The sequence below is a fragment of the Kitasatospora sp. NPDC054939 genome (genome assembly GCF_053610105.1).
The window spans coordinates 1-12960 of sequence record NZ_JBSGXP010000199.1 but is presented as its reverse complement, the minus strand read 5'-3'; the positions used below and the strand labels follow the sequence as shown (position 1 = coordinate 12960).

The 12960-nt window shown below is 72.1% G+C and carries 15 protein-coding genes; 7 read left to right on the top strand and 8 right to left on the bottom strand.

Annotated features, from left to right (window positions below; translation table 11 throughout):
- Positions 1-2: 2 nt before the first annotated feature.
- The 3 genes from ACWGB8_RS35370 to ACWGB8_RS35360 all read right to left on the bottom strand — a co-directional run bounded on the left by ACWGB8_RS35370 (position 3) and on the right by ACWGB8_RS35360 (position 2404).
- The gene (locus tag ACWGB8_RS35370) at positions 3-917 is read right to left on the bottom strand and encodes a hypothetical protein (protein ID WP_452217759.1); all 915 of its coding nucleotides are present in this window, start codon (positions 915-917) and stop codon (positions 3-5) included.
- Between the two features lie 38 nt (positions 918-955).
- Positions 956-1630, bottom strand: a complete 675-nt coding sequence (locus tag ACWGB8_RS35365) for an RNA polymerase sigma factor (protein ID WP_452217758.1) — start codon at positions 1628-1630, stop codon at positions 956-958.
- Positions 1631-1936: 306 nt separating this feature from the next.
- Positions 1937-2404: a MarR family winged helix-turn-helix transcriptional regulator gene (locus ACWGB8_RS35360; RefSeq protein ID WP_452217761.1), complete on the bottom strand. Its 468-nt coding sequence runs from the start codon at positions 2402-2404 to the stop codon at positions 1937-1939.
- 269 nt (positions 2405-2673) lie between these two features.
- On the opposite strand from ACWGB8_RS35360, the gene ACWGB8_RS35355 reads away from it, so the two are divergent.
- Both ACWGB8_RS35355 and ACWGB8_RS35350 read left to right on the top strand, forming a co-directional pair.
- Positions 2674-3084 carry an organic hydroperoxide resistance protein gene (locus ACWGB8_RS35355; RefSeq protein WP_452217757.1) on the top strand — a complete coding sequence of 137 codons (411 nt, stop codon included), beginning with the start codon at positions 2674-2676 and terminating at the stop codon, positions 3082-3084.
- Positions 3085-3196: 112 nt separating this feature from the next.
- Positions 3197-3598, top strand: a complete 402-nt coding sequence (locus ACWGB8_RS35350) for a hypothetical protein (RefSeq protein ID WP_452217756.1) — start codon at positions 3197-3199, stop codon at positions 3596-3598.
- Positions 3599-3628: 30 nt separating this feature from the next.
- Here the strand turns inward: ACWGB8_RS35350 and ACWGB8_RS35345 are convergent, their stop codons facing one another.
- From ACWGB8_RS35345 to ACWGB8_RS35335, 3 genes are all read right to left on the bottom strand, one after another.
- Positions 3629-4219 carry a beta-glucanase gene (locus ACWGB8_RS35345; RefSeq protein WP_452217755.1) on the bottom strand — a complete coding sequence of 197 codons (591 nt, stop codon included), beginning with the start codon at positions 4217-4219 and terminating at the stop codon, positions 3629-3631.
- Positions 4220-4417: 198 nt separating this feature from the next.
- Positions 4418-5071 (bottom strand): CBS domain-containing protein, encoded by a 654-nt coding sequence (locus ACWGB8_RS35340; RefSeq protein ID WP_452217754.1) that lies wholly within the window; start codon positions 5069-5071, stop codon positions 4418-4420.
- A gap of 595 nt (positions 5072-5666) precedes the next feature.
- Positions 5667-6539, bottom strand: coding sequence for an aldo/keto reductase family oxidoreductase (locus tag ACWGB8_RS35335; RefSeq protein ID WP_452217753.1), 873 nt, complete (start codon positions 6537-6539; stop codon positions 5667-5669).
- A 140-nt stretch (positions 6540-6679) separates the two neighbouring features.
- On the opposite strand from ACWGB8_RS35335, the gene ACWGB8_RS35330 reads away from it, so the two are divergent.
- Complete coding sequence (locus ACWGB8_RS35330; RefSeq protein ID WP_452217760.1) at positions 6680-7117, top strand: winged helix-turn-helix transcriptional regulator; 438 nt, start codon at positions 6680-6682, stop codon at positions 7115-7117.
- 522 nt (positions 7118-7639) lie between these two features.
- Here the strand turns inward: ACWGB8_RS35330 and ACWGB8_RS35325 are convergent.
- Both ACWGB8_RS35325 and ACWGB8_RS35320 read right to left on the bottom strand, forming a co-directional pair.
- The gene (locus tag ACWGB8_RS35325; RefSeq protein WP_452217762.1) at positions 7640-7912 is read right to left on the bottom strand and encodes a hypothetical protein; all 273 of its coding nucleotides are present in this window, start codon (positions 7910-7912) and stop codon (positions 7640-7642) included.
- Between the two features lie 157 nt (positions 7913-8069).
- Positions 8070-9050: a helix-turn-helix domain-containing protein gene (locus ACWGB8_RS35320; protein ID WP_452217752.1), complete on the bottom strand. Its 981-nt coding sequence runs from the start codon at positions 9048-9050 to the stop codon at positions 8070-8072.
- A gap of 84 nt (positions 9051-9134) precedes the next feature.
- Between ACWGB8_RS35320 and ACWGB8_RS35315 the strand changes: the two genes are divergently transcribed.
- From ACWGB8_RS35315 to ACWGB8_RS35300, 4 genes are all read left to right on the top strand, one after another.
- Positions 9135-10265, top strand: coding sequence for an alpha/beta fold hydrolase (locus ACWGB8_RS35315; RefSeq protein ID WP_452217751.1), 1131 nt, complete (start codon positions 9135-9137; stop codon positions 10263-10265).
- 195 nt (positions 10266-10460) lie between these two features.
- Positions 10461-10793, top strand: coding sequence for a hypothetical protein (locus tag ACWGB8_RS35310; protein ID WP_452217750.1), 333 nt, complete (start codon positions 10461-10463; stop codon positions 10791-10793).
- Between the two features lie 112 nt (positions 10794-10905).
- Complete coding sequence (locus ACWGB8_RS35305) at positions 10906-11145, top strand: hypothetical protein (protein WP_452217749.1); 240 nt, start codon at positions 10906-10908, stop codon at positions 11143-11145.
- A gap of 251 nt (positions 11146-11396) precedes the next feature.
- Positions 11397-12689 carry an MFS transporter gene (locus ACWGB8_RS35300; RefSeq protein WP_452217748.1) on the top strand — a complete coding sequence of 431 codons (1293 nt, stop codon included), beginning with the start codon at positions 11397-11399 and terminating at the stop codon, positions 12687-12689.
- Positions 12690-12960 lie beyond the last annotated feature (271 nt).

Here is a 12960-nt window from a genome sequence, read left to right as displayed (position 1 = left end):
GTTCAGCGGGCGCGCAGCGGACTGCGGCGCTGCGGCGGGACGGTGCGGCCGCGCACCGGCCGGGCCTCGGTGGCCGGTGAGACGAGCGGGACCCGCGGCGGGGCGAGCACCTCGCGCAGGGTCAGCACGATCCCGCCGTCGAACTCCTCGGTGAGGGTGCGGACGATCGCGGCCGGGTCGTACGGCCGGGCCGCCCCGAGTGCGACGTCCGGCAGACGGTCCTGGTAGGCGAGGTCGCGGGCGTGCCCCCGCCACAGCTCGGCGTCCCCGTCGTTGCCCTCCGCCGTGTAGTGCACGGCCAGGCAGTGGACGGCCAGGTGGTCGCCGCCCTGCGCGGCGATCCGCCACCAGAACACCGCGTCGTCGGCCCGGCCGATGCTGTACAGCAGGCAGGCGAGCGTCCGTTTGACGCCCTTCTGCCCGGCCGGGTCGAGCCCGAGCGCGAGTTCGTACGGGTCGGCGGCGGCGGCCACGGCGCCGCACAGGTGGTGCAGGTCGCGGCGGAGTTCGGCCCGGCACTCGGCGGACCAGGCGGCGGACCAGGCGGCGGGGCCGGCACGCCGGGCCTCCGGCCGTCCGGTGGAGGGCCGAACCGCGGAGGGTCCGGGCGACAGCGGCCGTTCGGCGGCGGGCGCCCGGTCGGCGGCCGGCGGGCGGTCCGCCGCCGGAGAGCGGCCGGTGCGCTCCGGCGGACGGGCCGCGGCGCGGACCGCCGGGTGCCGTGCGCCCGGCGCGGGCGGCTGCCCGGCGGCGTCCTCGGCCGCGATGCGTTCGGCCAGCCGGCGGGTGAAGGCGACCGGGTCGTGGTCGCGGTACTCCCGTTCGAGCCGGTCGGCCCTGGCACGCAGCAGGGCGCCCAGGTCGGTGCCGGTGGCACGGACCGCTTCCCCCGTCGTACGGGCGTCGGTGCCGGTCATGCGGGCCGCTTCCCCCGCCATACGGGCGTCGGTGCCGGTCATGCGGGCCGCCCCCCGCCGTCGCCGGTACCGTCGGCGGCGCCGGGGCCGTCGAGTTCGCCGGGTTCGAGGTCGGCGCGGTCGAGCAGGTAGTCGAGGTGCCGGCGGCCGAGGCTGTAGTAGGTGCGGGCGGTGGTGTGCGCGATGCCCAGGGCGCTGCCGATCTCCAGGTAGGAGCGGCCGGCCTGGCGCAGCCGGACGACGTCGGCCTGGATCGGTGCGGCGCGGCCGAGTTCCTCCATCGCCCGGTCGAGGGCGTCGAGTTCGGCGAGTTCGTCGAGCTCGTCCTGGCTGGTGTCGGGGTTGCGCTGGGCGATCACGCGCAGGCGCTTGCGTTCGGTCCGGTGCCGTTCGCGGAGGACGTCGGCGACCGCGTCCTTGAGGATCTTGAACGCGAAGGCCTTGGGGTCGGCGCTGCCGAGGGCGCGCTGCCAGTTGCGGTAGAGGGTCGCGCCCGCGTTCTGGACGGCGTCCTCGGCGTCCTCCCGGTGGCGCAGGCGCTGTCGGGCGTAGCGCAGGTAGCCGGACTGCTCCTGGACGTAGAAGCCGGTGAAGTCGACGGGCAGCCGGTCGACGGGGTCGTCGGCCGGGCCCTGCGGCGGGTCGGTCGCCGGGTCCTTCTGCGTGACGGGAACGGCGCCGCCCGGGACGGGACCGGACCTCGGGGTCTCCACGACGCTCCCCCCTTTCCTGGGTTCAGCGGGCCGAGGCGCCGGTCGGCGCGTCGGCGGCCCGCGCGGGTGGGACCCGTGGGGCTTGTGCTGTAACCGTCCGGACGGCGTCCGTTGTTAACCGGATCGCCGGGGCAATATGTGACCGTTTGTGGCCGTTATCTTCCACCGCGTACTGACCTGCGGATTCGAGCGTTCGATCGACGGCTCGACCGCCCGTTGGGTGATGCAGATCACAGCGGAGCGGGTGGGCGGCTTGACAAACCGTCCGCCGACCCGGGCGGATCCGCCGGCCAGGTCCTGTCCGGCCTAGCTGCCGCCGCCCCCGGCGAGCGCCGCGTCCAGGGCGTCGGTGACCCGGCCGAGCTGGGCCCGCAGCGCGACCAGCTCGGCCGTCGACAGCCCGGTGGCGGCGAGCAGGCCGCGCGGCACCCGCCCGGCCCGCTCGCGCAGCGCGGCCCCCTCCCCGGTCAGGCTGACGGTCACCGAGCGCTCGTCCTCGGGGCTGCGCTCGCGGACCACCAGGCCGGCCGCCTCCAGCCGCTTGAACAGGGGCGAGAGGGTGCCGGAGTCGAGGCGCAGCAGCTCGCCGATCCGCTTGACCGGCAGCGCGCGGTGCTCCCAGAGCACGAGCATCACCAGGTACTGGGGGTAGGTGAGGCCGAGGTCCTTCAGCAGCACCCGGTAGACGCCGGTGAAGGCGCGCGAGGCCGCGTTCAGGCTGAAGCAGATCTGCCGGTCGAGCCGGAGCAGCTCCTCGTCGGGCAGCTCGCGCAGGTCGGCGCCGTCGAACGCCCCACCGGGGCCCTCCGCATCGACACCCGGAGCCGCACCGGCGCCAGGGGCCGCACCGGCGCCCGGCACCGCGCAGGGGTCGGACCCCTCGCCGGGGTCGCACGACTCGTCGGCAGCGGGCACCCGGGGCAGCTTCGTCATGCCCCCATGGTAGCGGCCCGTCCACGATTGAGTTGTGCGCAATTGAATTGCGTGCTCTACTTGTCGTCGAGGGCGGCCGGGCGGTCGCCGAGGAGAGAAGGGAACGTCGAATGGACGCGCTGTACACCGCTGCCGCCACCGCGAACGGCCGCGAGGGCCGCACGGTCAGCTCCGACGGACAGCTGGACCTCGCCCTGGCGATGCCGCCCGCCCTCGGCGGCAGCGGGCAGGGCACCAACCCCGAGCAGCTGTTCGCCGCCGGCTACGCCGCCTGCTTCGCCAGCGCCCTCGGCCTGGTCGGCCGCCAGGCCCGGGTGGACACCGGCGAGGTCTCCGTCACCGCCGAGGTCTCCATCGGCAAGGACGGCGAGGGCTTCGGCCTGGCCGTGGTGCTCCGCGTCGAGCTGCCCGAGGCCCTCTCCGGCGAGAACGGCCTGCTGCTCGTCAAGAAGGCCCACGAGGTCTGCCCGTACTCCCGCGCCACCCGCGGCAACATTCCGGTCGAGCTGGTGGTCGAGTAGCAAACACCCGGCCGCACCCCCATCGGCCGGGGTGCGGACCGTCGGGCGCCGCCTCCGCCGTCCCCGTCCGCGCACCGCGTCCACGGGGTCGACGGAGGTACCGTTGCGCCCCATGAACCACCAACCGCCGGCGGGGCACCGCACCCCGCCGGGCCAGCCCGCCGAGAACCCCGAGCAGCTGCTGGCCGCGGGCCTGCTGCGCCGGTACGAGGACGGCCGGCTGCACCCCGCACTCGGCCACTCGCCGATCACCTACGTCTCGACCCGGCTCTGGGACGAGCTGGCGGCACTCGCCATCGCCCCGTCGGCCGCGGCCACGACCGTCCACGCCCTGCTGCGCGACCTGGCCGCCGCCGCGGTGGACGCCTCGCTCGCCGCCGGCAACGAGGGCGCGCCCCGCAACGACCTCTATGTGACCTTCCCCGCGCACATCGGACCGCACCGGCGGACGGTCTGGTTCCAGCGCTCCGGCCCGCGCGGGCTGATCACCGCCCGGTTCCCGCCGGAGCACTGACCCGCCCGTCCGGCGCGCCGAAACGATCCGTCACCCGGGCACGCCCGGGCGGTCCACCTCCAGGCTGTGGCAGATCCAGCTGAACCGGTGCGGCCCGGCGGCGGGCGGCCGCGGATGGTAGGTGCCGTCCGCCACCGAGAGGTTGACGATCAGGTACGCGTGCCAGTCCGGCCCGACCCCGCGGCCGTCCAGGTAGATGGGCGCGCCGCCGACGAACCAGTCCACCGAGTCGGCGCCGAACACCGTGCGCAGCTCCAGCGTCGCACCCGGCGCCACCCCGGCCTGGGCGCCGTGCCAGTAGCGGTAGCCGCCGCGGACGTGGTTGGACACCTCCAGCAGGTCCGGGTTGTCCGGGTGGTACTCGAAGACGTCGATCTCGTTGCCGCCCTCGCGCCAGGTCCAGATGGCCGGCCAGGCGCCGATCGCGACCGGCAGCGTCACCCGCGCCCGCAGCACGTCGCCGGTCCGCACCTGGAAGCCCTGCGGACTGCCCTCGGTGGTCAGCAGATGGCAGTTCCACAGCTCGTCGCCGAACCGCCGGACGGCGTGGAACCGGCCGTCCGGGCAGTAGGACCGGATCAGGTAGTCGAGTTTGTGGTCGCCGCGGTTGGTGGGCCCCATCCGCGGATAGGCGCTCGACCTCCCCGCCACCCACTGCGCGGCCGAACCGAAGTTCGCTCGGAAAACCGTCCCCACGGAAGCCTCCCCGGGTGCCGTTCCCGTGCACCCGCCACCGGGCACACACACAGGGTGACTTACCCGCGACACTCCGTCATATGCACCGTTCGGCCCAACCGCCGCAGCGGCGGCGCGGGCGCCCTACGACCCCACCGGCGCGCCGCTCCCCTCCAGCCGGTCGGTCACCGACACCACGCCGTCCACCGAGCGGCACAGACTCACCACCACGGACACCAGCTGCGGGTCGCCGATCGACCCGCTCAGCACCACCCGCCCCTGGTCGACCTCGACCCCCACCTCGGCCGGGCTCACCCCGGCGATCCGCCCGAGGACCTCCTCGACGATCTCGCGGCGGATCACCCGGTCCTCGCGCAGGAAGACGCCCAGCAGGTCGCCCCGGCTGACCATGCCGATCACCCGGCCGTCGGCGTCCAGCACCGGCAGCCGCTTCACGCCGTGCCGGCTCATCAACCGCGCCGCGGCGACCACGCTGGTCCCCGGAGTGGTGCACAGGGCCGGGCCGGTCATCAGGTCGAACGCGGTGACCGCGCCGCCCGGGACCGGCCGCGGGAAGTCCGGGGCCGGCAGCAGGCTGCCCGGGTCCTCCTGCGCGGCGAGGGTGCGCAGCAGGTCGGCCTCGGAGACGATGCCGAGCGGCCGCCCGTCGGTGTCCACGACGGGCAGGCCGGTGATGTCGTACTCCTTGAGCACCGTGACGATCTCCCGGAAGCCGGTCTCGGGGGCGATCCGGACCGCGGGGCTGGTCATCACTGATTCGACGGTGGCATGGTGCACGCTCGTTCACCTCGTCCGCAGGCGCCGTCCGGAAACGGGCACGTCCGACAAACAGTCCTTCCGACAGACAGTGTCGCCGAACCGACTACCTGCCGGTATCACACCCCCGGCGTTTCCGCCCCGCTCAGGGCCGTGGTCGACCATCCGGGGTCAGCAAACGGTCAGCAAGAGACCCGGGAGCCGGCCACCATGGCCACCACCAACCTCGTCCGCGGGCATGGGCAACTTCTTCAAGGCATGTGAGCACCCCGAGACCCGCTGGTCGAGGTGCCCGCACGAGTACAGGATCAGGTACCGCAACGCGGCCGGCAAGCAGACCGATGTCTTCGGCAGGCTGAAGACGATCCTCCTCGACGCACACCGACTCGGGGACGAGCCCTCGATCAACGTCACCCGTTCCCGCCTGGGCCGACTCGTTCGTCAGGGGCTCCTCGACCAACCCGGACGCGGCCGCTACCAAAAACGGACTCAACGTCCTCTGATCCAGGTGGGGGCGAATCATCCCGCTTCGGCCCCGGTCGCGCGAAGGTGACCGGGGCCGAAGGTTGAACGGTGGCTTCGGTCCTGGCTTGTGAGCCGTTCAGCTCTGGGGCATTCAGCGGCCGATGTCGTCCAGCTCGGTCAAGTCCTCATGCGAGAGGGAGAGTCCCGCGCCGGCGGTGTTCTCGCGCAGGTGTGCCGTCGATGAGGTGCCGGGGATGAGCAGGATGTTCGGTGATCGCTGCAGCAGCCAGGCCAGTGCGACGGACATCGGTGTCGCCTCCAATCGAGCGGCGACCGACGAGAGCGCCGAGGACTGCAGCGGGGTAGAGCCCCCGAGAGGGAAGAAGGGCACGTACGCGACGCCGTCGGTGGCGAGGCGGTCGATGAGCTTGTCGTCGTGGCGGTGGGCGAGGTTGTACAGGTTCTGCACGCACACGATCGGCGCGATGCTCTGTGCCTCGGTGACCTGCTCCTCGGTGGCGTTGCTGACCCCGAGGTGGCGGATCATGCCCTGCTGCTGGAGTTCGACGAGCGTCTCGAACGCCTCGGCGAGCGAGCCGGGCTGGGGACCTTCGGCGTTGCCGAGTCGGAGGTTGACCAGGTCGAGCGCGTCGAGCCGGAGGGACTTGAGGTTGTCGTGGACCTGGCGGCGCAGATCTTCGGGTCGCCGGGCCGTGGGCCAGCCGCCCTGCTCGTCGCGGGTCGCGCCCACCTTGGTCACGATGTTCAGCGACTCGGGATAGGGGTGCAGTGCCTCGCGAATCAACTCGTTGGTGACGCGCGGCCCGTAGGCGTCGCTGGTGTCGATGTGGGTGATACCGAGGTCGACCGCTTCACGCAGAACGGCCAGGGCACCCTCGCGATCGGCGGGCGGCCCCATGACCCACGGGCCGGCCAGTTGCATGGCGCCGTAGCCGAACCGGGTGACGGTCAGGTCGCCCAGAGTCCAGGTGCCGCCGGGAAGAGAGAGGGAGGGTGTGTTCATCGTGTTGCCTTTCGTCGTGCACTTGGGGGTGGCGCCTGCTGCCTCCCTGCATCAGCATTGGAGAGAAACTTCCTGTCGGGAAGTAGGCACTTGGGAGTGCGTAACCCACCCATCGGTGAGAGGTGCGATCAGTGACGACGATGAAGGCGGCCCAGAAGCGGGCGCAGGCCAAGGTGGAGTACAACGCGTTCCTGGCAGGATGCCCCAGCCGGCAGCTACTCGACCGCATCTCGGACAAGTGGGTCGTCCTGATCCTGTGTGCGCTGGGCGGCGACAACAGCCCTGGCCAGCCCGGTGCAGCACACGCAGACGCTCCGAAGGCGATGCGTTACTCCGAGATCGCTCGTCTTCTGGCCGGGGTCAGCCAGAAGATGCTGACCCAGACGCTGCGATCGCTGGAGCACGATGGTCTGCTCACCCGTACCGTGACGCCAACCGTCCCCGTCACCGTCGCCTACGAGCTGACCGACCTCGGCCTCTCGCTCCACCACATGACGCGCGGGCTCAGAAACTGGGCGCAGACGCACATGGCCGAGGTCCTCGCAAACCGCGAGAAGTACAACTCTCGCACCTCCTGACGACTCACATCGAACCGTCCAACAGCTCTGCATTCTCGGGGCTACACCCTCAACTGCGAAGAGCCCCTTTCCCCTTGGAGACGAGCCCATGGCCGGTATGACAGCCCGCTCCCTCTCACCGGTCACGGCAGAGTGTCGTCGGACGATAGTGAACTGACACGTGTCGAGCGCGTCGGCAGGCGGGCGCAGCAGCGCTTCGTCGATTGCGAATGAGCGCCGGTCATCGATTGGAGGTAGGCCGCGCTCCAGGTTCGCCCGGCTCTGGGACAGCGAGATGGAGCAAGGTCGGGACGTGGTGCAGGCGGTCGCGGGGGTCTCGGGCCTTCCACTCCGCCAGGAGGCAGGTGGAGCACTGGTTCGGAACCACCACCGGCCTCACCGCCATTGCCCCGGAAGGCCCGTCACTGGAACCGCGGACCTCGCACCAGGTCCAACTGCCTGCCAATAGACAGGATCACGCTGGTCGAGCACGCCCGTGCTCGTCCCCGGGGCCCGGTCCCCGGGCGGGGATCGGTTCTCGCGTCAGCCCGCGCGCTTGGCCGCCTCAATGAGGCCCACTGCGGCACGCGGGTCGGAGACCTCGACGACCAGACGGCTGTACCGCTCGTCGGCGAGCTCGATCACGACCGCCTTCGCGGGGTCCTTGACGTCCCAGAAGACCTGCTCATCGCCGTCCCCTCGGGGCTCGCCGCAGTCGGCATGACACTGTGGGGCTTCACGTACTTCGCGATGCAGTACCTGATCTCCGCCGGCCGCGTGGTCCCGGCCCCGGCCTTCGCCGCCAAGGACGCCCACCCGAACGCCGCCTGGGGCCTGTTCTGGTACGCCCTCTTCCTGATCTGGGGCACCACCCTGGCCATCGCGTCCTGGCAGCGCCTGCGCACACGGCGGACGGCACTCCGACACTCCTGCGAAGGCATTGCGGGGCTTGCCGGGGCGGTGTCGAGGTGCTTCAACCGTCGACGGCGCCACTGGCCAGCAGCAGCTCTGCCAGGGCCGTCCGCTCGTGGTGCACCGAGCGGCCCGTGCGGGTGGTGGTCAGGAGACCGGCGGCCCGCAAGGCCGAGGCATGGGCGGAGGCTGTGGCGGCGCTGACGCCGATACGGCGCGCCAGTCCTGTGGTGGTGCGGGTTTCGTCCAAGGAGCGCAGCAGTGCGAGCCGTGTGCGGCCGAGGACTGCGGCGAGGCGCTCGTTTGGTGCGTGGTCCTCGTCCGGGAAGAGCGGTAGTGTCCGGCTGGCCGGGTAGGCGAGCGCTACCGGGCGGTCCGGCAGCTCCTGGATGAGCGGGCCGCCGTACCAGTGGAAGGTCGGCCGCAGGATCAGCCCGCGTCCGCCGAGCCGGACCTCCCGCAGGCCCTGGAGGCCGTGGGGAAGGGGCCATTCCCAGAGCGCGCCACGCAGATGTGATCCCGGGGCCAGTGCGGTCAGGGCGGCGCCGAGGCCCTGTTCGGTGACGGTCAGGGCGTGCCGGGTGAACTCCGCGCGGTGCAGGTGCTGGACCTGCGGCCACACCGGCGCGAGAACCGTCTCGTACGCTGCCCGCTGTGCCTGTCCGAGCGTCTGCCAGGCGCCAGGGTCCCCATCGTGCAGGGCGCGGATCCACGGCGGAGCGGGACGGCTCGTGTACGCGCGCTCGATTCCGGCTCGCACGAGGTCGGTACCGGTCGCCCTGAGCAGCGCGATCCCCTCGTCCATCGTGTCGCCCAGAACGTCGAGGAAAGCAGGGGGCGCCCCGTCCGGCACCAGGTCCGCGAGCGGCTCGACCGCCCTGGGCAGGCTCCGCAGCAGCCTGCTGCGCCAGCGTCCGAACAGCAGCGGCTCGTGCGGGGCGCCCAGCATCATCAGGGCCGCGTGCAACTCGGGCGCGGGCGAGGGCCACGGCGCGAACCGCACCCGGGTGAAATCGTCCGCCGTGAAATGGATCCGGATCATGCACATCCCCCTGCCCCGCGCCAGCATTTCGGCTCCAGCCGCAAGCTTCGCCCCGGCCCAGCGCCCTCCCCCAGGATGCCGTCCATGACCTCGTCCTTCACCCCCGGCCGCCGTCTCGTCGCCAAGGGCGCCCTCGCCGGTGCCGCATCCCTGCTGCTCACCACTGCCCCGGCCTCCGCCGCCGTTCGCGGTGCGGCCCCGCTTGTGCGACTGCGCCTTCCGGCCCCCGGCGGGCGCTACCCCGTCGGAGCCGACACCCTCCACCTTGTCGACCCCTCCCGCGACGACCCCTGGGATCCCGCGGTCGGTACACGCGAGCTCATGGTCACCGTCCTTCGCCCGGCCGTCCCCGGTCACCGCTTCCCGCGGCTCGCGCAGTTGACCCCGGACGCCGCCACGTCCTTCGCCGGCTTCGCCCACTGGATCCACGAGCCGCTGCCCCAGACGGGAGTTGACTGGGCGGCCACCCTCACCCACGCCCGGGCCGGTGCCCCACCCCTGCCCGGCCGGCGCCCTGTGCTGCTCTACAGTCCCGGCGGCGGCGACGCCCGCGCGATGGGCAGCTCCCTCGCGGTCGACCTCGCCTCGTACGGTTGGACGGTCATCACCGTCGACCACCCCGGAGACGCAAGCGAGGTGGAGTTCCCCGACGAGCGGCCCGAGCGCGGACGGGTCCGGCAATCCGTGCTGACCGGCCCACCCGACGCGGCAACCTTCCGCACCATGATCAGCACCCGGGTCGCCGACCTCCGCTTCGTCCTCGACACACTCAACCTCGACCGGGTCGGCATGTACGGCCATTCCGCGGGCGGCACGGCGGTCGCGCAGGCGCTCCACGAGGACCGGCGGATCGTCGCCGCCGTCAACCTGGAGGGGTACCTCGACCAGATGGACGGCGAACTCCTCCCGGTGGCCCGGCAGGCGACGGACCGGCCTCTGCTCCTGGCCGGCACCGACGGCTTCCGCAACGCCCGCCTGGACCGCTCCTGGTCGGCGCTCCTCACTCACGGCGGCCCGGTCCTCCGGCGACAGCTCACCGACACCGGGCACTGGGTCTTCACCGACTACGCGGCCATCGTCCCCCAGCTCCAGAAGGCCGGCTTGACGACCGCGGCGGGACGCGCCGCCATGATCGGCCGAGCCGACCCGCGGGCCACCGTGCCCGCCGTTCGCGACCTCCTGCGGTCGTTCTTCACCCGCCACCTGCCGAGGTGAGACGAAGCCATGGTCTTCCCCGGCTACGGGATCGGGCAGTTCCTGGCCGACCACATCCAGGTGACCCTGCGCTGAGCCCCCACCCGGGGTCGGCGGGTGCCTGGTGCGCTCAGGTGGACTCGATCTCCGCCGGACTTGGCAGCCGCCGGAAGGCCTGGCCGGCCGGAATCACACCGGCAAGGTCGTTGGGGAGGCATGACGGTGACCACGAATCACTACCACTACGGTGACGAGGTCACCCAGTACGGCAACCACAACACCGGCATCGTGAAGAACTACGGGGCCGATCCCCAGGTTGCCTTCCGAGAGATGCTCGCTGCGGTTCAGCAGCTGCGCTCCCAAGTGACCGCGGTCGACCGGGAGATCCTCGATGAGTCGCTGGATGCCCTCGGCACCGGCGAGAACGTTCAGCCCGGCGTGATGCGGCGGGCTCTGGCCACCATCAGCGGGGTGGCCCAGGCAGTGGGTACGGCAGGGCTGCCCGTAGTCCAGTCCGTCCAGACGGTACTCGAACTCATGGGTCCCTGAGCGCACCCCACCGAATGCACGAAACCGCCGGCGGACATCCCAGTCACAAAAGTGTCCGCCGGCGTTCTGCTGCGCCAGGCCACCTCCGCGCCGGAGTACGGGGCTGCGCGAGGTGTTCGCAGAGGCCTTCGCCGAACCACCGTACGGCGAGGCCGGCCCGGCCGACGCAGACCGGGCCATCGAGCGGTTCCGCTCCCAGACCAAGAAGGCCGGCTTCCTCGCCACGGTCGCGTTCGGGTCGGACGGCCAGGTCGTCGGGATGGCGTACGGGCACCCGCTCGCCGACTACCCGGTGCTTCTGCTGCGCGAGACTCGGTTGCTGACAGTCCGTCGCCGGCGACAAGTCGCCTGACGCCCTGACAGGGGGCGTCGCGCGAGCGGGTGGCAGCGGTGGTGTGGAGGTTCCGCTGGACATTCGACAGTCGGCGGGATCGGGCTTCCAATCCGATGAAGCGCCTGCCGCCGCCGCGTTGTATCCCGCCGCGAGCCCTCGGGCGAGGCCACTTCAGCCACCTTGCAGGCCCGGAGGCCCGCGCTGCTCCGCGCCCCGACCGGCTGATGCTCGGGGCGTCTGCGACAGACGATCTTCAGGTTGCCCTAGGGTTGGGCGAGTTCCCGGTGGCGTCTCGCTGCCGGGACTTCGTGCTTTCCGGGCGGAGTTGGATCTTGCGATACATGCGGCTGCTGCGCCGGGGCCCGGTGCTGCTCCTGTGGGGCGCGCAGATGCTGTCGGTCTTCGGCGACCGGCTGTACGCCCTGGCGGTGATGTGGATCGCCTGGCAGACCTCCGGTGCCGGTGCGATGGGGCTGGTGGCCATCGCCGAGTCCGTGCCCTACATCGTGCTCGGCACGGTGGGCCGCAGGGTCATGGAACGGTTCGCCGCGCTGCGCGCCCTCGCCCTGGTCGACGTCGTCCGCATGGTGCTGGTGGCGGCGCTCCCCTGGGCGTGGGAGGCATACGGGACAACCGGGCTGGTGGTGGCGGCAGCGCTGCTCGGCGTCGGCGGGGCGCTGTTCGACCCGAACCTCGGGGCGCTGGTGCCGGAGCTGGTGAAGCCCGAGGAGGTCCAGGCCGTCAACGGGCTGATGGACCTGACCGGGCGGGTGGCCAGGTTCGCCGGCCCGGCCTTCGCCGGGCTGCTGCTCGCGGTGATGCCGATGGCCGGCCTCTTCTGGCTTGATGCCGGGACGTTCGCCGCATCGGCGGCGGCCTTGCTCCTGCTGCCGGCGGTGAGGCGCGGAGCGAGACCGAAGGAGTCGGCGAAGGCGCGGCTCCGCCCGCGTGCCCGGGTGCTGCTGTGGACGCGGCCGGACACGGCAGTGGCGATCGCGGTGCACGGCGCGGGGATATTCGCTCACTCGGTCACGCTGGTGCTGCCGGCGTTCCTGGCGTCCCGGCTGGGCGCGGGGGCGGGCGCGTATGCTGCGGTGCTGGCGGCGACGGGGCTTGGCGCTCTTGTCGGGAACGGCTTCGCGGGGAACCTGCGGCTGCCGAGGAACCTGCCCGTCTTCTACTGCGGTCTGTCGGCGGTGTCGGGGGTGGTGCTCGCCGTGATCGGCACCGCCCACTCGCTCGGGGTGCTGCTGATCTGGTCGGTCCTCCTCGGGTTCGTCAATCCGTTCCTGCAGGTGGCCTTGTCCACTCACCTGTCGTCGTTCGCGCCCGGTGCGCGGCTGCGGCTGATGACGGTGGACCTGACGGTGATCCGGACCGCCGGCACCCTGGCCATGTTCGTGATCCCGGCGCTGGCCGCGCACGCCCCCGCGGGTTCGTTCCTCTTCAGCGGCGCGGTGCTGGTGCTGCTGTCCTGCGCGGGTTCGGTCGGCGCGTGGTGGTGGGCGCGTGCGGCGGTGGAGGTTCCGGCGGTGCAGGAGCCGGTGCTGGTCGGGGACTGACGTGCCGGGGCCGGGCTCAGCGATTGCCGTTGCTCATGCCCGGCCCCCGTCCCTGCAGCGCATCATTCGATCCCTGGAGTATCCGTCACCGTGAACGTGAAGCTGGCCACGGGTGCGGCTGCTGTGGTCCTTGTTCCTGCCGCCGCGTCCGCTCGCGGGGTAAGGAGGGCCCTGACCGGGTTCCGGCCCGGGGCCGGGTCCGCCAGGCAGTGGGCGGCGCGGGGGGCCGGCCGGCCCCCCCCGGCGGGTTTTAATTTTAGAGGGAAATGTA